Origin of the sequence: Candidatus Pelagibacter communis, from assembly GCF_012932795.1 — a bacterium.
GTDB classification, from domain to species: domain Bacteria; phylum Pseudomonadota; class Alphaproteobacteria; order Pelagibacterales; family Pelagibacteraceae; genus Pelagibacter; species Pelagibacter ubique_S.
Map to the genome: position 1 here is coordinate 108,919 of NZ_LANA01000002.1, position 18,371 is coordinate 127,289.

The window sequence follows — 18,371 nt, forward strand, 5'->3', positions numbered from 1 at the left end:
ACAACCTATAAGTTAATAAACTATTACGAGAAATAGACTTATTTTTTTAATTGTTAGCATGTTTTTTTTTGATATTATTAAAATGTTCTAACTTATTGAATTTAAAAAAAAGGAAAAATATGAAAAAATCTAAAGTAAGAGTTAATTCAAGTAGAAGAAATTTTTTAACAGGATCAGCTTCAGTAGCTGGTTTAGCCGCCACTGCAGCTATTGTACCAATTACATTTGCAACTGCAAATCACAAAGATGGATCAAAAGGTTTACCTAATTTTATTAATTGGAAAAATAGAGACGCATTAATTATTCACTCAGACAAAGGAATAGAAACTCATAGAAGTGCAATTGGAGAAAGTATTGTTACACCAAATGCAAATGTTTATATAAGAAATAATATGCCAACTATGACTGATGCACAAATCGGTAATAGAAAAAATTGGAAGATTTCTGTTTCAGGAGTTAAAAATCCTAAAACATTTACACTAGCTCAATTACAAAAGCTTGGTCACACAACAATAGCTACAATTTTGCAATGCTCAGGAAATGGAAGAGGGTTTTTTGCACACAAAGTAAGAGGATCACAATGGAAAACAGGAGCAGCTGCATGTGTTTTGTGGACGGGTGTTCCAGTAAAAGCAGTAGTAGATGCTTGTGGTGGTATTTCTAGCGGTGCAGTTTTTATGACATCATCAGGAGTTGACCATGCGCCAACTGGACTGGATCCAAAAAAAGCAATGGTAGAAAGATCAGTTCCTAAAAAAGCTTATAAGGATGCTATCTTAGCTTGGGAAATGAATGGTGATCCACTACCAAATTCACATGGTGGACCATTAAGAACTATTACACCGGGTTATTTTGGAATTAACAATGTAAAACATGTTGGAAAATTAGCATTTACAGAAACAGAGTCTGATGTGAAATATATGAAAAGTAGTTACAGAATCTCACCTATAGGAAAAAAAGGATCTCAATATCCTACATGTTGGGAGATGCCAGTTAAATCTTGGATTACAAGACCAACAGATGAAACGGGTACTGTAAAAGCTGGAAAAGTCCAAATCGTTGGTGTTGCAATGGGTGGAACTAAAAAAGCTAGAAGTGTTAAAGTGTCAGTAGACGGTGGTAACAGTTGGAAAAAAGCAAAATTTATTGGACCAGACCTTGGTAAATTTGCTTGGAGACAGTTCGCTTTAGAAACTACTTTATCCGCTGGAACTTACACTCTTTCTAGTAAAGCTAGCAATGGTTCGAACACGCAACCTGAGCTTAGAATGGAAAATAGAAGAGGTTATGCGCACAATGGCTGGAAAGACCATAGCGTAAAAATTTCTGTAGTTTAATTTACTAATCAAATAATTTAAAAGGGCCTATGAAAAAAAATAATTTTTTTATAGCCCTTTTTTTTATCATTTTTTTTATTTTAAAAAGTGTAAAAGCAGATGAGACTAAAATGATACAGGGTCTTGAAATTTTTAATGAAATTGCAGGGTGTGCGGGCTGTCATGTTTTAAAAGCAGCAGGAGCAGAAGGGAATGTGGGTCCTAGTTTAGATTCTTTAAAACCAACAGAAGCCGAAGTTCAAGACATGGTATTTTATGGACTTGGTGTAATGCCTGCTTATGGGGAAGATGAAATGTTAACAAAAGAGCAAGTAGATATAGTCTCTTTTTATGTAGCAAATTCTGCTGGAAAATAATTATAAAAACATTACGACAAGTTAACTTCCAACTAGTAAAAGCTGGAAGTTAGAATAAACAGTTATCCAGCAGGTTTGTAACCAGCCATAGCTTTAGTAGCTAATTCAGCAGCTTTGTTAATGTCCATTTTTTCAAGGATAGTAAAGTTTGTTATTGTTCCAGTTGACTCAACAGCTAATTTAACAGCTGCAGTTGCCTCAAAACCTACATCCCCAGTTATTACTCCAACAAAGTCATAAGTTCCTCTAACGATATCAAAAGATACCATTTTACCACCAACAGCTTCTGATAATTGAGTTGCTGCCGCTGCTCTATCTTGAGAAGGATTCTTCATAAAGCCTTGAAATGCTTTTGCAGTATAATTTCCCATCACAATATATTTTTTCATAAGTTTCTCCTTTATTAATTTGTAAGATTAAAACATATTTGTTAAAAATTAGAATAATTATTTTTTAAAATCAACTTAAGGTTTAGCAAATTATGTACGAAAAATTTGGACAATTTATCGATGGCAATTGGTCACCCTCTTCTAACAAGGAAACTTATGAAGTTATTAATCCTGCAACAGAAGAAGTTTTAGGTCATGCCTCAAAAGCTACACCTGCTGATGTTGAGCGTGCATTAAAGTCTGCTGAAAAAGGACTACAAGTTTGGAAAAAAACTCCACCATGGCAAAGAGCTTATACCTTAAGAAAAATTGCTGATAAAATGAGAGAGAAGCAAGATGTACTTGCCAAATGGATGACTCTAGAGGTAGGAAAACCTTTAGCTGAAGGAAAAGGAGAAGTTACTGGTGCTGCAGATATTTTTGAATGGAACTCAGAAGAAACAAAAAGAATTTATGGGCAAACAGTTGAAAGTAGATTTGAAGATACAAGGGTACATGTTTATTACCAACCAGTTGGAGTTGTAGCTGGACTATCACCTTGGAATTTTCCCTTAGTTCTATCAGCAAGAAAAATTTCTACAGCATTAGCAGCAGGATGCTCTGTTATTATTAAACCAGATGTAATCACACCAGGTGTTGTAATGGAGATGGTTGATATCTGTAGAGAATGTGGAGTACCAGCAGGGGTAGTAAACTTATTATCTGGTGATCCGCCAAGTATAGCATCACAATTAATTGACTCAGATATAGTAAAAAAGATTTCAATAACAGGATCTTCAAGAGTTGGAAAATTAATATTAAAGCAAGCTGCTGATAAAGTTCAAAGAGTAACAATGGAACTGTCGGGTCATTCACCATTTATTGTTTTTGATGATGCGGATATTAAAAAAGCAGCTGACATGGCAATAGCTGCTAAATTTAGAAATAATGGACAAGTCTGCATATCTCCTAATAGGTTTTATATTCAAGAGTCTAAAAAAGATGAGTTTGTAAACTTATTTATAGAAAAAACAAAAAAATTAAAAATTGGTAATGGAATGGACCCAGACACTCAATTAGGTCCTTTAACAACTAAAAAAAGATTAGATGAGATTGAAGAGTTAGTTGAACAAACTAAACAAGAAGGTGCTAAAGTTTTATTAGGTGGAAAAAGACCAGCTGGTTTTAACAAAGGGTTTTTTTATGAGCCAACAATATTTGATAATGTAAAAGATGATTATACTATTATGAAACAAGAACCATTTGGACCACTAGTACCAATGTTATCTTTTAAATCTTTTGATGAAGTAATTGAAAGAGCAAACAATCATGAACTTGGATTATGTAGTTATGTTTGCACTAATTCAATGGAAACAGCCCACTTGGCATCGGAACAACTAGAAACAGGGTCAGTAGCAGTGAACACAGGCGTAGTTGCGATTGCCGAAGCACCATTTGGTGGAATTAAACAGAGTGGTTATGGAAGAGAAGGTGGATCAATGGCTATCAAAGACTACCTTAATGTTAAATATACTCACATGGGTATTAAAGGCTAATATTTATGCAAATTAGTTTTATAGGAATTGGCCTTATGGGTTTTCCTATGGCAAAAAACTTACTAAAATCTGGTTACAAGGTAAAAGTATTTAATAGATCGCAAGATAAAGCTAAAAGATTAAAAGAATTCGGTGCTGAAGTTTCAACATCAATTAAAAATGTTGTTATAAACTCAGACATAATTATTACAATGCTCACCGATGACGCTGCTGTTGAAAAAGTAATGGGTAGTGAAGAATTTATAAAAAATATCAAACCACAAGCAACAGTAATAGATATGAGTTCAATTAGTCCTGAAATATCAAAAAAATATTCAGAAATTTTAAAAGAAAGAAATATAAATTATTTAGATGCTCCCGTTTCAGGTGGCACGATAGGAGCTGAAGATGCTTCACTAGCTATAATGGTGGGTGGAGACGAAAAAATATTTAAAGAAAATTTTGATATACTTAAAATATTAGGAAATCCAACATTGGTAGGACCGGTATCATCTGGACAAATATCTAAATTAGCCAATCAAATTATAGTTGGTGTGACCATAGGAGCTGTAGCGGAGGCAGTAACATTATGTGAAAAATCAGGAACAAAACCTGATAAAATGATTAAAGCTTTAGCAGGAGGTTGGGCAGACAGCAAAATATTACAAACTCATGGAAAAAGGATGACTGATAAAGATTTTTCACCTAAAGGAAAAACTACAACACAATTAAAAGACATGACAAATATTATAAACGCTGGCAAAGCAGTTGATTTACATTTACCAATCTCAAAATTAATAAAAGAAATGTATCAAAACTTAGTAAAAAATGGGCATGGTGATACTGATCATAGCTCATTATATAATGAGATTAATAAAATAGATAAAAAATAAAAATATGAAATTATTAAGAATTGGAAAAAAAGGTAAAGAAATTCCTGCTGCATTAGATAAAAATGGAAAATATAGAAACCTTACTTCAATTATAAAAGATTTAGATCCTGAAAATATAAATTTTAAAAACTTAGAAATATTAAAGAAAAGTAATCTAGAAAGTTTAGAAGAAATTAATGAAAATATAAGAATTGGGTCTTGTATAACAAAACCAGGAAATTTTTTTGCAATAGGATTAAATTATGCAGAACATGCAAAAGAAACAGGAGCAAAAACTCCTGAAAATCCAGTTCTATTTAACAAATCAGTTCATTCAATAGTCGGACCTAATGATGATGTAATAATTCCAAAAGGTTCTAATAAATTAGATCATGAGGTTGAAATTGCTTTTGTTATTGGAAAAGTAGCTAAAAGAGTTTTAGAAAAAGATGCTCAAGATTATATTTTTGGTTATTGTATTTGTAACGATATAAGTGAGCGTGAGTGGCAAAAAGAAAAAGGTGGTCAGTGGGTTAAAGGAAAGTCTGGTGATACATTTGGTCCATTGGGTCCTTATTTGGTCACAAAAGATGAGATTAAGAATATTAATAATTTAAATTTAACATTAGATGTTAATGGTGAAAGACATCAAACAGGAAACACCAATCAAATGATTTTTAATTTTAATTTTTTGGTAGCCCATATTACTAGCTTTATAACATTGATGCCTGGTGATATAGTCACAACAGGTACTCCACCTGGAGTTGGCTTAGGAATGAGTCCCCCGGTTTTTTTAAAAAATGGTGATTTGATGAACTTGTCAATTGATAGTCTTGGTAAACAAAATATAAAAGTAAAAGCAGAATAATTTAATATGATTGAACTTTTCGTTGCTTTCGGTGCAGGATTAATTAGTTTTCTATCACCCTGTGTTTTACCCCTAATACCTGGTTATATTTCTTTTATTACTGGAGCTTCTTTAAATGAATTACTTGAGGATAAAAAAATAAACTTAATCCCATTAATATTATTCACCTTGGGTTTTTCTTTTGTGTTTATTATGTTTGGTGCTGCAGCCTCTTACTTAGGACAGGTCTTATTACAAAACTCTCAATTTTTAAGAATAGTTGCAGGATTAGTAATAATTGTATTCTCTCTACAATTAATTGGAATTATTAATATAAGTTTTTTAAATTATGAGAAAAAAATTTATGCAAAAAATAATAATAATGTTTGGTTTTCTTTTGTAGTCGGAATGGCTTTTGGTTTTGGTTGGACACCATGTATAGGACCAATCCTAGGTTCTATTCTTGCATTAGCCTCAACAGAAGAAACAATGTTTAACGCAATAATTTTATTAAGCTTTTATTCACTAGGTTTAGCAATACCTTTTATTTTATCTGGATATCTAATGCAAAAATTTTTGATGTTTTCTAAAAATTTTAGAAAAAATATCAACTTAGTTTCAAGAATTGGGGGTATAATTCTTTTAATAACAGGAATTTTAATTTTAACTAATCAACTCCAGATTTTTGGCTATTATCTATTAAACACATTACCCTTTTTGCAAAATTTTGGTTAATAGTTTAATAATTATTTATACTTATGAAAATTTATCAAATTGATACAAGTGCTAGAAAAGAAGGTTCTACTTCAAGGGCATTAGCAAAAAAATTATTAGACAAAATTAAAAAACCTAAAGATGAGGTTATTTATAGAGATCTTAATGATGAGATGATTTTTATTTCCAATCTAACTGAGTCAGGAATGAAAATTCCTGAAGATAAAAAAACTGCACAACATAAAAAAATGTTTGAGTTATCAGATAAGTTAGTTTTAGAACTTAAAGATTGTGATACAATAATAATTTCAGTTCCCATTTATAATTTTGGACCACCCGCAACACTAAAAGCGTGGGCAGATTTAGCTGCAAGAGTTAAAGAGACTTTTAAATATAATGAAGATGGAAGTAGAGTGGGATTGCTTCAGGACAAAAAGGTTTATCTTATAATTACTTCTGGAGGTACAAAAGTTAATAGTAGCGAAGATTTTTTAACACCATGGTTAGTTCATGTTTTAAATTTTTTTGGTATAAAAAACATAGATATTATAGCTGCTGATCAAATGGCTATTGATTATGAAAAATCAATTAGCAAAGCTGAAAAAAAAATATTAGATATTAATATCGATGAATAAAGATAGTAATCAAATTTTCACTGATAATTTTTATAAGGCAGAAAAATTATATAAAGAAAAAAAATTCTTACAATCTTTAAAAAAATACAAAGAATTGCTTACTTTAAATCCAAAACATATATCTGTATTAAATAATATTGGATTAAATTATGAAAAGTTAAGACAATATGATGAAGCCATTAATTATTATGAAAAATGCAATGAAATACTTCCAAATCAAACCATTCTTATGCACAATCTTGCAACGATGTATTGTAGGTTAGAAAGGTTTAAGGATGCAATACCTTTATTAAAAATCATTATTAATTCAGATTATCAAAAAGAGGCAAACTATGAAAAATTTGCTACTTGCTTATTTAATGAAAAAAACAAAAAAGATACAAAAAACTTTATTGAAATGGCTATAATTAAATTTCCAAATAATAATATCTTAAATGGTCTTTTAGGTAAAACACTTTTGCATTTAAATTTACATAAAGAAGGAATAAAATATCTTCAAAAAAGTACAGGTATGATAGAATTTAATAACGAACGCATAGATTATCTTTCATGAAAAGGTTAAAAATATCAAGTAGCGAAGCTCCTAATTTTATAGGGTGTTGGTCTTTAAATGAAGATATTATTTCTGATAAAATAATTGAATTTTTTGAAAACAATAAAGATCTCCAACATCAAGGAGCTACAGGCACCGGTGTTAATACTAAGTATAAAAAAACAACAGATATTACAATTAATCCAAATAAATTAGCTGAACCGAATTATGAAATCTTCAAAGTCTATTTTGAAAAACTTCATGAGTGTTACGAAGATTACAAAGATCAATGGCCTTTTGTAGATAAATTTATCAGTAAAGTGAACATCGGATCATTTAACGTACAAAAATATTTACCTGGAGATCACTTTTCAAAATTACACTCAGAAAGAACACATATTTCAGCTTTACACAGAGTTTTTGCATTTATGACATACTTAAACGATGTTAGCGATGGAGGAACAACTGATTTCGAGTTTTATAAATTAAAGATAAAGCCAGAAAAAGGTAAAACTTTAATTTGGCCAGCAGAATGGACGCATGCACATACTGGCTCAGTTTTAAAAAGTGGTTCTAAATACATAATTACTGGCTGGCTGCATTTTCCAGCTTAAATTTTATTTTTATATATTCAAGTTTTTTTCTTGTTTCATGGTCTATATAAAGCTTTATAAAAAAATTTAGTATTAATTGTAATATAAATTTGAGATTGTTTAAAATTAAGCTTTAATCAATTTAAATTAGATAGTAAGTATTTTTCTGATGAACTTATTAAATACAAAAGAATATAAGATATACTCTAGTTTTTTAAATACTTTAGCTAAGGATCTAAATAAATTTTATTATTCAAAACTTAACAAAGCTTTCAAGGTATCTAATAAACTAAAAAGCAAAGGATATGATCCTGTTACTACATCTGATATTGCATTTGAAAAATTCATTAGATTGAAGATAAAAAAAAAATTTCCAAATCATCAAGTGATAGGTGAAGAATTTGGATATAAAAAATCAACTAGTGACTATACATGGATCATAGATCCGATTGATGGTACAAGATCATTTGTAATAGGTAATCCAACGTGGAGTAATTTAATATCTTTAAATTTTAAAGGTAATCCTGTTGTAGGATTGGCAAACTTTCCAATTTTAAATAAATATTATTTAAATTTTAATAGTAAAAGCTCATTTGTTTTTGAAAATAGTAAAAAAAGAAAAATTTCTGTTTCAAAAAATATATCATTTAATCAAATTAAAGTATCAGGGGCATTTCATGGTGCAATCTCTCTTAAACAACAAATGAAAATTCCTAAGGTTCTAAAATTAATGCAATTTCCTACAGCAGATGCATTAAGTTATTCCCATTTATGTGAAGGAAAAATTGATGTTGTATTTCAAGCAACAAATAAAATTTGGGATATACATCCATTAATACCAATTATAAGAGCTGCAGGAGGTGTGGTTACTACTTGGGAGAATAAAGATGCGGTTAATGCTGGAAGTATTTTAGTTTCAGCAAATCAGTCTCTTCACAACAAAATGCTTAAACTTTTAAAACCTATTTCAAAATAGATGCAAAAATTACCTGATAAAGCTCAAAATGTTTTAGATTTTTGGTTTAAAGAGACACCACCTAAAAAAAGATTTCAAAAACATAAAGATTTTGATTTGTTAATTAAAGAAAAATTTTTAAAAGACTATGAATCAGCTAGCAAGAATGAATATGATGACTGGCAAGATAGTGCTCTAGGATGCTTAGCATTAGTTATTCTTTTTGATCAATTTTCAAGAAACATTTTTAGAGATAATAAAAAAGCTTATGAGCAAGATCATAAAACAAGACTGATTGTAAATGATGCAGTGTATGCAGGTTTTTTGGAAGAGATGGATGAAAGTCAAAGATTATTTATGCTTTTACCCTTAATCCATAGTGAAGAGATAACCGATCATGAAATGGCTTATTACTTGATGGATAAATATTTGAAAGATCATTCTGGAATTATTGAGATTAAGAAGTTTTGGCAAGATCATACCAAAGCTATAAAAAAATTTCATAGATACCCCCATCGAAATCAAGTGTTAAATAGAAAATCTACCCTAGAAGAAATTGAGTTTCTTAAAGAACCAAATTCATCTTGGTAAGATTTAATGAATTTAAAATTTATTTATAAAATTTGCTTAAAATCAGAATTAGATGATGCAAAAAATAAAAATCAATTTTTAGGTTCCAAAAAAGATTTGGAAGATGGCTTTATTCATTTCTCAGGAGAAGATCAGGTTAAAAGTACACTTAAAAAATTTTATTTAAATCAAAAAGGTTTAATTCTATTAAAAGTAGATACTTTAAAGCTTGATCATTTACTTTGGGAACAAGCATCAGATGGAAATATGTTTCCTCACTTATACTCTCCACTAGATATGACTAACGTAGTTAATGAAATTGAAATTACTTTAAGAGATGATGGTTCACACGTATTACCAAGTAACTTTTAAGGGGGACACCCTTTCAGAAAACTCCAAAAGAGTTCCCCTATAATTTAGCGATATACGCAAAATCCATAATAATGGATTGTTATGTTTTTGTTTTTCTTAACTTTGATTACTAAATCACACCAGTTATGTGTCAGGCGGTGATAAATTCATAATCGCGCCTCCTTTGTTGATAAAATAAATATAACATTTTTGAAAACTTCATTCAAAATGTTTATTTAAATAAGCTTGTTGAATACAACCTAGCTAAGTAGTAATATCTCGATAATTTATCAAACCTTTATCAAAAAGCTTTAATTCAATTTTCCTAAATAGTTAACCATAACAACTCCAGTTATTATTAAGATAATTCCAATTAATCCGTATAAATTTGGAATTTGATTATATTTAATCATAGCAAATGCCACAACACCCACAACTGTTAATCCGCTGTAAGTAGAATAGGCAAACCCCACTGGAAGTGCATGCATAGCTTTTGCAATGCAAAATAAGCAAACCATCATCAGTAGATACATGTAAATTATTGGTAGAGTCTTTGTGAAACCTTCAGATATTTTTGCAAAACTATTAGCAGCTATTCCAGCAAAAATACCAACTGCTAAAAACAAATATCCAAATAAAGGTTTCATAATTAATCCTTAGTTGCAATTCTATTAACAATTGCCTTAGCAACTGGCCCCATAATAAATGCTGCAACTATTGCCACAGGAAAAGCAAAAGTAAATGCATTAAAATACCTATCAAAAAATCCATCATTAAAACCTGTATTAACCAAAGTAACAATACAACTCATAATTATACTCATACCAAAAGACATTATGATTAGAAACATAGGTTGAGAAAAATTTTTAGGTAACATAATTTTATTTATTTTCAAGTAAGTTTACCATTAAAACACCAGTGATAATTAAAATTAAACCTATTATAGAATAAATATTTGGTATTTGGTTAAATCTAATAATACCCACAACTACAGTTGAAATAATTGTTAATCCAGCAAACGATGCATAAGTAATTCCCATTGGGATATTTTTCATTACCATAGACAATGCATACATGCATAAAACTATTGTAATTCCTGTAATAATACTTGGAAGGAGAAGGGTAAAACCTTCTGCACTTTTTGCGAAACTATTTGATGTTACTCCTAGAACAACTGCTAGAATTAGAAATCCATATGAAGTAGCGAGACTCATTCATTAACATTAAATGAAATCTCGCTAAATATATATAATTATTTATTAGCTTTTAAAAAGCTCCATAGCTTTACCTAATAATTCTTCTGATTTTGCGTGATCACCAGCATTATGAGCTTCCATTCCTTGATCTCTTAGCATTTGTGCTTCTGCAATTTTATCATCTATGCTTTTTGACATCATTGGGCATGAACCAGCATAAACTGAACTTGTAAAAAGTACTAAGAATAAAGTCATTACTATTTTTTTCATATTTTTCCTGTTGTTATTGATTAAACTTAATAAGATAATAAGAATATTAAACACTAAAGACAAAACCATTATTGTCACTTGGCATGTGCAAAATGCCTCAACAAGGTAGTTAGCTATTTAAGGTTAATTTTGTTATTATTTATGTATGATTGAAAAATTTAACGGAGTTTTTTATTTAATTTTATTTGTAATACATTTTTTAGGTGTTGGAGCTTATGCTTATCAAATGATTATTGGAAACCAAAGATTTAGAAATAAATTTAATATAGATGAAACTGCTACAGCAACAATGAGAATGATTGGCGCTATATTTTTAGGTACTTTCCTGATGGCAATTTATATTATGTTTGTAAGACCCAATGGTGTTGAGGATACATGGGCATTTTTCAATTTAGTTTTTGTTCAAAACCTTTGTGTATTAATTGTTAATACTTACTCAATTAAGATTAATAAAATCGGCGTAAGATTACCATCAAACGAGGCTGTAGTCGCGCCACTAATTTTTACAATCATTAGTGCAGCTCTTTGTTACGGATTAGCTGATAAAATTTATATTTATTAAAGCCAGTCAGGAAAAGGCAATCCTTTTTCTTCTAGAAATTTTTTATTAAACATTTTAGTTGCGTACTTTTCACTTTTATCACAAAGAATGGTAACAATGGTTTTTCCAGGACCTAATTCTTTACCCATTCTAATCGCACCAGCAATATTAATTCCACAACTAGTGCCAAGGCTTAATCCTTCATTTTGAATTAAATCATAAAGAATAGGAAGAGCCTCATGATCATCAATAGAGTAAGCGTCATCTATTTTGGCATCCGCAAAGTTTTTAGTTACTCTACTTGATCCAATCCCTTCAGTAATTGATCCTCCTTCAGATTTTAGTTCACCATTCTTTATATAGTTATAAAGAGCAGATCCTTTTGGATCAGATAAATAAATCTTGATATCTTTATTCTTTTCTTTAAGTGCATTACTTACTCCTGAAATTGTTCCACCAGTTCCAGATGAACACACAAAACCATCAACTTTACCTTCAGTTTGATCCCAAATTTCTTTTCCAGTTCCATCGTAATGACCTTTAGCATTTGCAACGTTGTCAAACTGATTAGCCCAAACAACACCACTGTTATTTGATGGTCTTAGTTCATTAGCAAGTTTTGCTGCAACTTTTACAAAGTTTGCATCATCTTTATAAGGTTTAGCTGGAACTAGACGTAAGTCAGCACCAATATTTCTAAGTAGGTCTTTTTTTTCTTGAGTTTGATTGTCGTTCATTACAATTATTGTTTTATAACCAAGTGAATTACCAAGAAGACATAAACCTATACCGGTATTACCAGCTGTACCTTCAACAATAGTTCCACCTTTTGAAATTAGTTTTTTGCTTTCAGCATCTTTAATTAAAGCAAGTGCTGCTCTATCTTTTACAGAACCACCTGGATTCATAAACTCAGCTTTACCATAAATATTGCAACCAGTAATTTCTGAAGCAGCTCTTAGTTTAATGAGTGGCGTATTGCCAATGCCTGAAATAAAATTGTCATGAAAATTTTTCATTAATCAGAAGTATCTTTATCTGTTTCTTCAACAGCGTAAGGTTTAAATTCTTTTGTAGCTGTTCCAACATTTTTAGCAGGTATCCCAACCATTACAGCATTTTCTGGAACGTCTTTAGTAACTACAGCATTAGCTCCAACTTTAGCATTAGCTCCAATTATTACTGGTCCTAATATTTGAGCACCCGAACCAACAACTACACAATCATTTAGTGTTGGATGTCTTTTAACCATTCTTTGTTGATTTGAATTAATACTTGGCGCAATCCCACCTAGTGTTGCCATATGATAAATAGTTACGTTATTTCCTATTTCAGAAGTTTCACCGATTACAACACCCATACCATGATCAATAAATAAATTTTTTCCAATTTTTGCACCTGGATGAATTTCTATACCTGTTAAAAATCTTGATAGTTGAGAAATAAATCTCGCAATAAGATCAAACTTTGCTAAGTAAAAAAAGTTAGCAATTCTATGAAAAAAAACAGCTTTAACACCAGGATAAGTTAAAATTAAACTTAACTTAGATTTTGCCGCAGGATCTCTATCAATTATAGATTGTAAAAAATCATTCATGAATTTAGCATTTATTGATTAAAATTTTATATTGAACTATATAGTCATTATACAACGAATTTAAAGAGGAGAAACTTATGTACAAAAACACAAATTGCTTTCATCTAGCTGTACCATGTGGAGATCTAGAAGTAGCAAAAAAATTTTACAATGAAGCATTAGGCTGCAGATTAGATAATTCTGCTCAGGAATGGGCTGATGTTGACTTTTGGGGAAATGAATTAACTCTTCACGCAAGTGAACATAAGATGGAAAATGAAAGACATGATGTCGATATGGGAAATGTATCAGTTCCACACTTTGGTGTTCATTTGTCGAGAAAAGATTTTGATACTCTTAAACAAAGATTAAAAGATAATGGTACTAAATATTATGATGAACCTTATTTAAGATTTAAAGGCACTAAGTACGAACAAGAAACTTTCTTTGTAAAAGATCCAAATGAAAATGTTTTAGAGATTAAAACATTAACTGCGAATGCAGATTAATGGCTTCTGATTATAAATCTATAGCAGGCAAAATAAAATTTGAAGGTAGAGCTTTTATTGATGGCAAGTATGTTGAAGCTATTGATGGTGAAAAGTTTGAAAATATAAATCCTGCAACAGGTGAAACTCTTTGTTCAGTTTCAAAATGTAATCATAAAGATGTTGATTTAGCAGTAAAAGTTTCAAGAAAAGCTTTTAATAGCGGAGTTTGGTCTAGAAAATCTCCAGAGTTTAGAAAAGATGTTTTGCTTAAGTTTGCAGAATTACTGAGAAAAACTGGTGAGGAAAATTCAGTTCTTGAATGTGTGGATACAGGAAAATTAATTGGAGACTGTATTAATGAAGTAGCAAATGATGCTCCAATGCATTTTCAGTGGTATGGTGAATTAATAGATAAAGTATTCGGTAAAGTTGGACCAACAGAACCATCATTAACGAGTTTAATTGTTAAAGAGCCAATTGGTGTTGTTGCAGGAGTTGTTCCTTGGAACTTTCCATTAATGATGGCAGTTTGGAAAATGGCACCATCATTAGCTGCTGGATGTTCAGTTATAATTAAACCAGCAGAAGATACTCCACTTACAGCAATAAGAGTTGCTCAAATTGCCAAAGAAGCTGGAATTCCAGATGGAGTATTAAATGTTATTCCAGGTTTTGGAGATGTGGGTGAAGCACTCGGTAGACACAATGATGTTGATGCAGTTTCATTTACAGGTTCAACAGAGGTTGGTGCATTGTTTATGAAATATTCTGGTGAAAGTAATTTAAAAACTATTGGTCTAGAGATGGGTGGAAAAAGCCCATTTATAGTTTTAGAGGATGCAAAAATTTCTGATAATTTAATTGATGATGCAATTAATTCTGCTTTTTGGAATGGTGGACAAAATTGTTCTGCAAACATGAGACAAATAATTCATAGTAAAGTTAAGGATGAATTTTTAGATAAAGTTTCAAAAAAAGTTAAAGCTCTTAAAGTAGGTGATCCATTAGACCCAAGTTCAAATATGGGATCAATGATTTCTAAAAAACATTTAGCAACAGTTGATGGATTTATTCAAAAAGGAATTGATGAAGGGGCTAAACTTTTATTTGGCGGTATATCTGAAAAATCAGAAAAAGGTTTTTTTGCTAAGCCAACGTTATTTGATAATTTAAAAGAAAATATGGTAATTGCTCAAGAAGAAATTTTTGGGCCTGTATTAGGTGTTATTACAGTAAATGATACTGAAGAAGCTTTAAAGATTGCAAGTAATTCAAAGTATGGGTTACATGCGAGTGTATTTACTCAAGATATTGATAGAGCATTTCATATGGCTAAAAGCCTTCCTTGTGGCACAGTTTCAGTGAATACTTTTTCAGAAGGAGACATTAAAACTCCATTTGGAGGGTATAAGCAATCTGGCTCTTTAAGTAGAGATCAAGGTACTGAAGCACTTAATTCCTTTCTTCAGACTAAAACTATTTGGATTAGCCACCAATAAGAATACATAAAAAAAAGGCCCATTTAGTCTTTGACTCACTCAAAAGTTTTAAGTTAAGCTTCATTTTTAAACAAATAGAAAGAGATAAAATGAGTACAATTAAAACTATAAAGACACTACTAGCAGGATTTGCTATGGCTTTGTTTGCCTTAGCCGCTGTTGCAGAGACAACTCTTAAGCTAGGAACTACTGGAAGATTGGGTATGCCAATCGGTGACGCTATTGATCAAGCATTGATGCCGGCCTTAGCAAAAGCCTCAGGTGGCAAGATGAAAATTGAACCTTTCTACCAAAAAAGCTTATGTGCTGAACAGAAATGTGGTGAACAAGCCAATCAAGGACTTATATCCCTTTGGACTAGCTCTACTGCAAACTATGGTAATTTCGGATCAGAGTTAGCAATTTTTGATTTACCTTTCATTTTCAAATCACTTGAAGATGCAAAAAGAATATCAAACGAATGGCTTGCAGAAAGACAGTGCAAACTAGCGCTTGAAAATTCAGGCCACATTTGCCTTTCTGTGTATTCAAGCGGTGGATTCAGACAGCTTGGAAATGCAACTAAACCAGTTCACGTTCCTAATGATATGAAAGGTCTAAAGTGGCGTACTACTAAGAGTCCGATTGAGTTCATGCTAGTTAAAAATTGGGGTGCAACTCCAACACCTTATGATTGGAGCCAGTTATACTCAGGCCTACAGTCGGGTGTAGTCGAAGGTCAGTATGTTGCTAGTCCTTGGCAACATGTAGCAAAACTTCATGAAGTTGCAAAATACTTCACTGAGATTGGAGGCATGTGGTCTGGAAATATTCTAGCAATGGATGCAAAGCAGTATAATGCTCTATCTTCTCAAGAGAAGAAATGGTTACACAAAGCTGCTGATGCGTATGGAGAAAAAGTAAACCAGTTAGATAACGCTTGGATTAAGAATGGAGAAGATGCAATTAAAGCGTCTGTGAAAGAATGGTATGTTCCATCTGATGCGGAAATGACTAAATGGAGAGCAGGTGCAATTGGTGCTTGGGTAAAAGCCAAGGGTACTTTTGAACCAGAGGTAGCTAAAAGAGTACTTCTAGAACAAGGAATGGATGGATTTGTAGCTCAGTTAGAGAAAGCTGGGGCTCTTTAAATCGTTCAACAAAAAACTGTGTAAAGATCATTTTGCTCAATTTTTAGAACTAGATGATCTTTACCTAAAACAATTCATAACAAATAAGTAACTATGGAAAGTATCATTCTACTCGGAATACTCCTTTTTCTAATCCTATTAGGAGCTCCCATTGGCTTCATATTAATACTGATACCATTTGTTTATATTCTATTTACCGACGTTGTACCCCTTATTTTAATTCCTAGTCAAATGTTTAATGCTATTGATTCAGTTCCATTAACTGCAATTGCGTTCTTTATGTTGACAGGTGAGTTAATGACAAGTGCCACGATTACTGACAGGTTAGTAGCCTTGAGCAAATCATTAATTGGACGTGTACGAGGGGGGTTGGCCCAAGTCAATGTTCTTGTGAGCATGTTTTTTGCAGGGATGAATGGTTCTGTGGTTGCAGATACAGCTACAGTTGGAGCATTAGTGTTACCAGCTATGAAAAAAGCTGGCTATCCTCCTGCGTTTTCGGCTGCAGTCACAGGCGTAAGCTCCACCATAGGAGGCATAATTCCACCTAGTATCATGATGATTGTACTTGCTAATTCGACAGAGCTTTCAATTGCATCACTATTTGCAGCCGGAATTATTCCAGGCGTGTTGATAGGCGTTGTGATCATGATAATCAATCATTACTTCGCAATCAAACATAACTTCGAGCGCAGTGATGAAAAATTTTCGATACGTCGAGCTGGTAAAGAATTATATCGATCCTCGTTCGCCCTTCTAATACCCGTGGTTTTAGTGGGTTCAGTAATGGGTGGTGTTGCATCGGTTGTAGAGGCTGGTGCTATCACAGCAATGGTTGCGTTATTTACAGGTGTATTCGTGTATCGAACTATTAAATGGAAAGATTGCACTGGTGCTTTTCGTCGAGCATTCCGTAATTCGGCAATGGTTTTTATTATCATAGCTGCGTCGGGACCCTTCAGTTGGTTACTTACCTCTCTAGGTGCAATTGGTGAACTTGAAAACTGGCTTCTAAGCCTTACGGGATCCCCAATTATTTTTATTTTAGCCGTGATTCTATTCATTTTTCTTCTTGGAACAGTAATGGACTCTGCGGTAAACATTATCATAGTTGGCCCAGTATTAGTTAATGTTATGGCTCAAGCTGGCTTTCCTGAGATACAAGCGGCTATCGTTGTTATAGTTGGCTTCTTAATAGGATCAGTAACACCACCTGTTGGTGTTGCGTTCTTTACCGCTGCAACAATAGCACAAGTGCGTTTAGAAAAGGTTGCTGTTGCGTTAATTCCTTATCTAGTTGGGCTGTTTTTACTTTTATTCTTTATCCTCGTTATTCCAGAGTTAACCATGTTTCTTCCAAACCTATTGAGTAATTAAAGATATGTTAAAATTTTTTAACAACATAGACCGTTTTATTCATCGTACATTGGAAGCTATGTGCTCACTCCTTTTAGCTGCGATGGTTGGTTTTACACTTTATAATGTTACCATGCGATATGTTTTTAACAACCCTCCTGTTTGGGGTGATCTGCTAACAGTATTAAGTAATATTTGGTTGATGTTTATAGCACTTTCTTTAACAGCCAGAGATAATGAACACATAGCTTTAAATTTAATTTATGAAAAATTACCAAATAGTCTGTCACTATATATACGCCAGTTCTGGAAACTTATGATTATGGCAATTGGTATAGTCCTGATAATTTATGGATTTGAACTTGTAGAGGGTATGCGTGGGAAGTATTGGGAAATGTGGTATTTTGATATTAGTTTCCAAGGTATTGAGTTCAAAGAGAATTATATGCCAAAGAAATACGCAGTAGCAATCTTGCCGTTAGCTGGATTTTTGACGACCATTGGTGCTGCTATTAGTTTTGTGAAAAAGGTCTAATTCTTTTGGATTAGCCACCAATAACAATACATAATAAAGGGACAAAAGACCTATTTTAGTCTTTGACTCACTTAAAAGTTTTAAGTTAATCTTCATTTTTAAATTAATCGAG

The 18,371-nt window shown here is 31.8% G+C and carries 25 protein-coding genes; 18 read left to right on the forward strand and 7 right to left on the reverse strand.

Annotated elements, in window-relative coordinates:
- Window positions 1-119: 119 nt before the first annotated feature.
- Entirely contained in the window at window positions 120-1,337 is a 1,218-nt protein-coding gene (locus VP91_RS04580) for a sulfite oxidase (RefSeq protein ID WP_169036280.1), read from the forward strand.
- 29 nt (window positions 1,338-1,366) lie between these two features.
- On the forward strand, window positions 1,367-1,693 hold the full coding sequence (locus VP91_RS04585) for a c-type cytochrome (protein WP_169036281.1): 327 nt from the start codon (window positions 1,367-1,369) through the stop codon (window positions 1,691-1,693).
- 62 nt (window positions 1,694-1,755) lie between these two features.
- Here VP91_RS04585 and VP91_RS04590 read toward each other — a convergent pair whose 3' ends face one another.
- Window positions 1,756-2,082: a GYD domain-containing protein gene (locus VP91_RS04590; RefSeq protein WP_169036282.1), complete on the reverse strand. Its 327-nt coding sequence runs from the start codon at window positions 2,080-2,082 to the stop codon at window positions 1,756-1,758.
- A 92-nt stretch (window positions 2,083-2,174) separates the two neighbouring features.
- On the opposite strand from VP91_RS04590, the gene VP91_RS04595 reads away from it, so the two are divergent.
- From VP91_RS04595 to VP91_RS04640, 10 genes are all read left to right on the forward strand, one after another.
- Complete coding sequence (locus tag VP91_RS04595; RefSeq protein ID WP_169036283.1) at window positions 2,175-3,617, forward strand: NAD-dependent succinate-semialdehyde dehydrogenase; 1,443 nt, start codon at window positions 2,175-2,177, stop codon at window positions 3,615-3,617.
- A 5-nt stretch (window positions 3,618-3,622) separates the two neighbouring features.
- Window positions 3,623-4,489, forward strand: coding sequence for an NAD(P)-dependent oxidoreductase (locus VP91_RS04600; RefSeq protein ID WP_169036284.1), 867 nt, complete (start codon window positions 3,623-3,625; stop codon window positions 4,487-4,489).
- Window positions 4,490-4,493: 4 nt separating this feature from the next.
- Window positions 4,494-5,336 carry a fumarylacetoacetate hydrolase family protein gene (locus VP91_RS04605; RefSeq protein ID WP_169036285.1) on the forward strand — a complete coding sequence of 281 codons (843 nt, stop codon included), beginning with the start codon at window positions 4,494-4,496 and terminating at the stop codon, window positions 5,334-5,336.
- Between the two features lie 6 nt (window positions 5,337-5,342).
- Complete coding sequence (locus VP91_RS04610) at window positions 5,343-6,050, forward strand: cytochrome c biogenesis CcdA family protein (RefSeq protein WP_169036286.1); 708 nt, start codon at window positions 5,343-5,345, stop codon at window positions 6,048-6,050.
- Window positions 6,051-6,073: 23 nt separating this feature from the next.
- Window positions 6,074-6,664 (forward strand): FMN-dependent NADH-azoreductase, encoded by a 591-nt coding sequence (locus tag VP91_RS04615; RefSeq protein WP_169036287.1) that lies wholly within the window; start codon window positions 6,074-6,076, stop codon window positions 6,662-6,664.
- A complete protein-coding gene (locus VP91_RS04620) occupies window positions 6,657-7,217 on the forward strand; it encodes a tetratricopeptide repeat protein (protein ID WP_169036288.1) in 561 nt (186 codons plus the stop codon). Before VP91_RS04615 ends, VP91_RS04620 begins: the two co-directional genes overlap by 8 nt.
- Window positions 7,214-7,810: a 2OG-Fe(II) oxygenase gene (locus tag VP91_RS04625; protein ID WP_169036289.1), complete on the forward strand. Its 597-nt coding sequence runs from the start codon at window positions 7,214-7,216 to the stop codon at window positions 7,808-7,810. Before VP91_RS04620 ends, VP91_RS04625 begins: the two co-directional genes overlap by 4 nt.
- Window positions 7,811-7,958: 148 nt before the next feature.
- On the forward strand, window positions 7,959-8,765 hold the full coding sequence (locus VP91_RS04630; protein WP_169036290.1) for an inositol monophosphatase family protein: 807 nt from the start codon (window positions 7,959-7,961) through the stop codon (window positions 8,763-8,765).
- Window positions 8,766-9,335 carry a DUF924 family protein gene (locus VP91_RS04635; protein ID WP_169036291.1) on the forward strand — a complete coding sequence of 190 codons (570 nt, stop codon included), beginning with the start codon at window positions 8,766-8,768 and terminating at the stop codon, window positions 9,333-9,335.
- A 6-nt stretch (window positions 9,336-9,341) separates the two neighbouring features.
- On the forward strand, window positions 9,342-9,686 hold the full coding sequence (locus VP91_RS04640; protein ID WP_169036292.1) for a DUF952 domain-containing protein: 345 nt from the start codon (window positions 9,342-9,344) through the stop codon (window positions 9,684-9,686).
- A 290-nt stretch (window positions 9,687-9,976) separates the two neighbouring features.
- Here VP91_RS04640 and VP91_RS04645 read toward each other — a convergent pair whose 3' ends face one another.
- The 4 genes from VP91_RS04645 to VP91_RS04660 are packed head-to-tail and all read right to left on the reverse strand — an operon-like array spanning window position 9,977 to window position 11,131.
- Entirely contained in the window at window positions 9,977-10,312 is a 336-nt protein-coding gene (locus tag VP91_RS04645) for a DMT family transporter (RefSeq protein ID WP_169036293.1), read from the reverse strand.
- Between the two features lie 2 nt (window positions 10,313-10,314).
- Window positions 10,315-10,542 (reverse strand): DUF2798 domain-containing protein, encoded by a 228-nt coding sequence (locus VP91_RS04650; protein WP_211181514.1) that lies wholly within the window; start codon window positions 10,540-10,542, stop codon window positions 10,315-10,317.
- 4 nt (window positions 10,543-10,546) lie between these two features.
- A complete protein-coding gene (locus VP91_RS04655; protein WP_169036294.1) occupies window positions 10,547-10,879 on the reverse strand; it encodes a DMT family transporter in 333 nt (110 codons plus the stop codon).
- Between the two features lie 45 nt (window positions 10,880-10,924).
- On the reverse strand, window positions 10,925-11,131 hold the full coding sequence (locus VP91_RS04660; RefSeq protein ID WP_169036295.1) for a hypothetical protein: 207 nt from the start codon (window positions 11,129-11,131) through the stop codon (window positions 10,925-10,927).
- Window positions 11,132-11,276: 145 nt separating this feature from the next.
- Between VP91_RS04660 and VP91_RS04665 the strand changes: the two genes are divergently transcribed.
- The gene (locus VP91_RS04665) at window positions 11,277-11,693 is read left to right on the forward strand and encodes a hypothetical protein (protein ID WP_169036296.1); all 417 of its coding nucleotides are present in this window, start codon (window positions 11,277-11,279) and stop codon (window positions 11,691-11,693) included.
- Here VP91_RS04665 and VP91_RS04670 read toward each other — a convergent pair.
- Window positions 11,690-12,691: a cysteine synthase A gene (locus VP91_RS04670; RefSeq protein WP_169036297.1), complete on the reverse strand. Its 1,002-nt coding sequence runs from the start codon at window positions 12,689-12,691 to the stop codon at window positions 11,690-11,692. The two genes, VP91_RS04665 and VP91_RS04670, sit on opposite strands and share 4 nt — an antisense overlap.
- Window positions 12,691-13,269, reverse strand: a complete 579-nt coding sequence (gene epsC / locus VP91_RS04675; RefSeq protein ID WP_168606456.1) for a serine O-acetyltransferase EpsC — start codon at window positions 13,267-13,269, stop codon at window positions 12,691-12,693. The genes VP91_RS04670 and epsC overlap by 1 nt, the downstream gene beginning before the upstream one ends.
- A 77-nt stretch (window positions 13,270-13,346) precedes the next feature.
- Between epsC and VP91_RS04680 the strand changes: the two genes are divergently transcribed.
- From VP91_RS04680 to VP91_RS04700, 5 genes are all read left to right on the forward strand, one after another.
- Window positions 13,347-13,757: a VOC family protein gene (locus VP91_RS04680; RefSeq protein WP_169036298.1), complete on the forward strand. Its 411-nt coding sequence runs from the start codon at window positions 13,347-13,349 to the stop codon at window positions 13,755-13,757.
- The gene (locus VP91_RS04685) at window positions 13,757-15,238 is read left to right on the forward strand and encodes an aldehyde dehydrogenase (RefSeq protein ID WP_169036299.1); all 1,482 of its coding nucleotides are present in this window, start codon (window positions 13,757-13,759) and stop codon (window positions 15,236-15,238) included. Before VP91_RS04680 ends, VP91_RS04685 begins: the two co-directional genes overlap by 1 nt.
- A 134-nt stretch (window positions 15,239-15,372) precedes the next feature.
- Window positions 15,373-16,368 carry a TRAP transporter substrate-binding protein gene (locus VP91_RS04690; protein WP_169036704.1) on the forward strand — a complete coding sequence of 332 codons (996 nt, stop codon included), beginning with the start codon at window positions 15,373-15,375 and terminating at the stop codon, window positions 16,366-16,368.
- 93 nt (window positions 16,369-16,461) lie between these two features.
- Entirely contained in the window at window positions 16,462-17,745 is a 1,284-nt protein-coding gene (locus VP91_RS04695; RefSeq protein WP_169036300.1) for a TRAP transporter large permease, read from the forward strand.
- A 4-nt stretch (window positions 17,746-17,749) separates the two neighbouring features.
- Complete coding sequence (locus VP91_RS04700) at window positions 17,750-18,259, forward strand: TRAP transporter small permease (protein WP_169036301.1); 510 nt, start codon at window positions 17,750-17,752, stop codon at window positions 18,257-18,259.
- Window positions 18,260-18,371: the final 112 nt, after the last annotated feature.

Coding starts and splice junctions, on each gene's coding strand:
- VP91_RS04670 (WP_169036297.1), bottom strand. CDS start 12,691: ATGAAAAATTTTCATGACAATTTTATTTCAGGCATTGGCAATACGCCA.
- VP91_RS04665 (WP_169036296.1), top strand. CDS start 11,277: ATGATTGAAAAATTTAACGGAGTTTTTTATTTAATTTTATTTGTAATA.
- VP91_RS04680 (WP_169036298.1), top strand. CDS start 13,347: ATGTACAAAAACACAAATTGCTTTCATCTAGCTGTACCATGTGGAGAT.
- VP91_RS04600 (WP_169036284.1), top strand. CDS start 3,623: ATGCAAATTAGTTTTATAGGAATTGGCCTTATGGGTTTTCCTATGGCA.
- VP91_RS04635 (WP_169036291.1), top strand. CDS start 8,766: ATGCAAAAATTACCTGATAAAGCTCAAAATGTTTTAGATTTTTGGTTT.
- VP91_RS04700 (WP_169036301.1), top strand. CDS start 17,750: ATGTTAAAATTTTTTAACAACATAGACCGTTTTATTCATCGTACATTG.
- VP91_RS04695 (WP_169036300.1), top strand. CDS start 16,462: ATGGAAAGTATCATTCTACTCGGAATACTCCTTTTTCTAATCCTATTA.
- VP91_RS04645 (WP_169036293.1), bottom strand. CDS start 10,312: ATGAAACCTTTATTTGGATATTTGTTTTTAGCAGTTGGTATTTTTGCT.
- VP91_RS04660 (WP_169036295.1), bottom strand. CDS start 11,131: ATGAAAAAAATAGTAATGACTTTATTCTTAGTACTTTTTACAAGTTCA.
- VP91_RS04605 (WP_169036285.1), top strand. CDS start 4,494: ATGAAATTATTAAGAATTGGAAAAAAAGGTAAAGAAATTCCTGCTGCA.
- VP91_RS04685 (WP_169036299.1), top strand. CDS start 13,757: ATGGCTTCTGATTATAAATCTATAGCAGGCAAAATAAAATTTGAAGGT.
- VP91_RS04650 (WP_211181514.1), bottom strand. CDS start 10,542: ATGTTACCTAAAAATTTTTCTCAACCTATGTTTCTAATCATAATGTCT.
- VP91_RS04595 (WP_169036283.1), top strand. CDS start 2,175: ATGTACGAAAAATTTGGACAATTTATCGATGGCAATTGGTCACCCTCT.
- VP91_RS04690 (WP_169036704.1), top strand. CDS start 15,373: ATGGCTTTGTTTGCCTTAGCCGCTGTTGCAGAGACAACTCTTAAGCTA.
- VP91_RS04640 (WP_169036292.1), top strand. CDS start 9,342: ATGAATTTAAAATTTATTTATAAAATTTGCTTAAAATCAGAATTAGAT.
- VP91_RS04655 (WP_169036294.1), bottom strand. CDS start 10,879: ATGAGTCTCGCTACTTCATATGGATTTCTAATTCTAGCAGTTGTTCTA.
- VP91_RS04625 (WP_169036289.1), top strand. CDS start 7,214: ATGAAAAGGTTAAAAATATCAAGTAGCGAAGCTCCTAATTTTATAGGG.
- VP91_RS04585 (WP_169036281.1), top strand. CDS start 1,367: ATGAAAAAAAATAATTTTTTTATAGCCCTTTTTTTTATCATTTTTTTT.
- VP91_RS04590 (WP_169036282.1), bottom strand. CDS start 2,082: ATGAAAAAATATATTGTGATGGGAAATTATACTGCAAAAGCATTTCAA.
- epsC (WP_168606456.1), bottom strand. CDS start 13,269: ATGAATGATTTTTTACAATCTATAATTGATAGAGATCCTGCGGCAAAA.
- VP91_RS04580 (WP_169036280.1), top strand. CDS start 120: ATGAAAAAATCTAAAGTAAGAGTTAATTCAAGTAGAAGAAATTTTTTA.
- VP91_RS04630 (WP_169036290.1), top strand. CDS start 7,959: ATGAACTTATTAAATACAAAAGAATATAAGATATACTCTAGTTTTTTA.
- VP91_RS04615 (WP_169036287.1), top strand. CDS start 6,074: ATGAAAATTTATCAAATTGATACAAGTGCTAGAAAAGAAGGTTCTACT.
- VP91_RS04610 (WP_169036286.1), top strand. CDS start 5,343: ATGATTGAACTTTTCGTTGCTTTCGGTGCAGGATTAATTAGTTTTCTA.
- VP91_RS04620 (WP_169036288.1), top strand. CDS start 6,657: ATGAATAAAGATAGTAATCAAATTTTCACTGATAATTTTTATAAGGCA.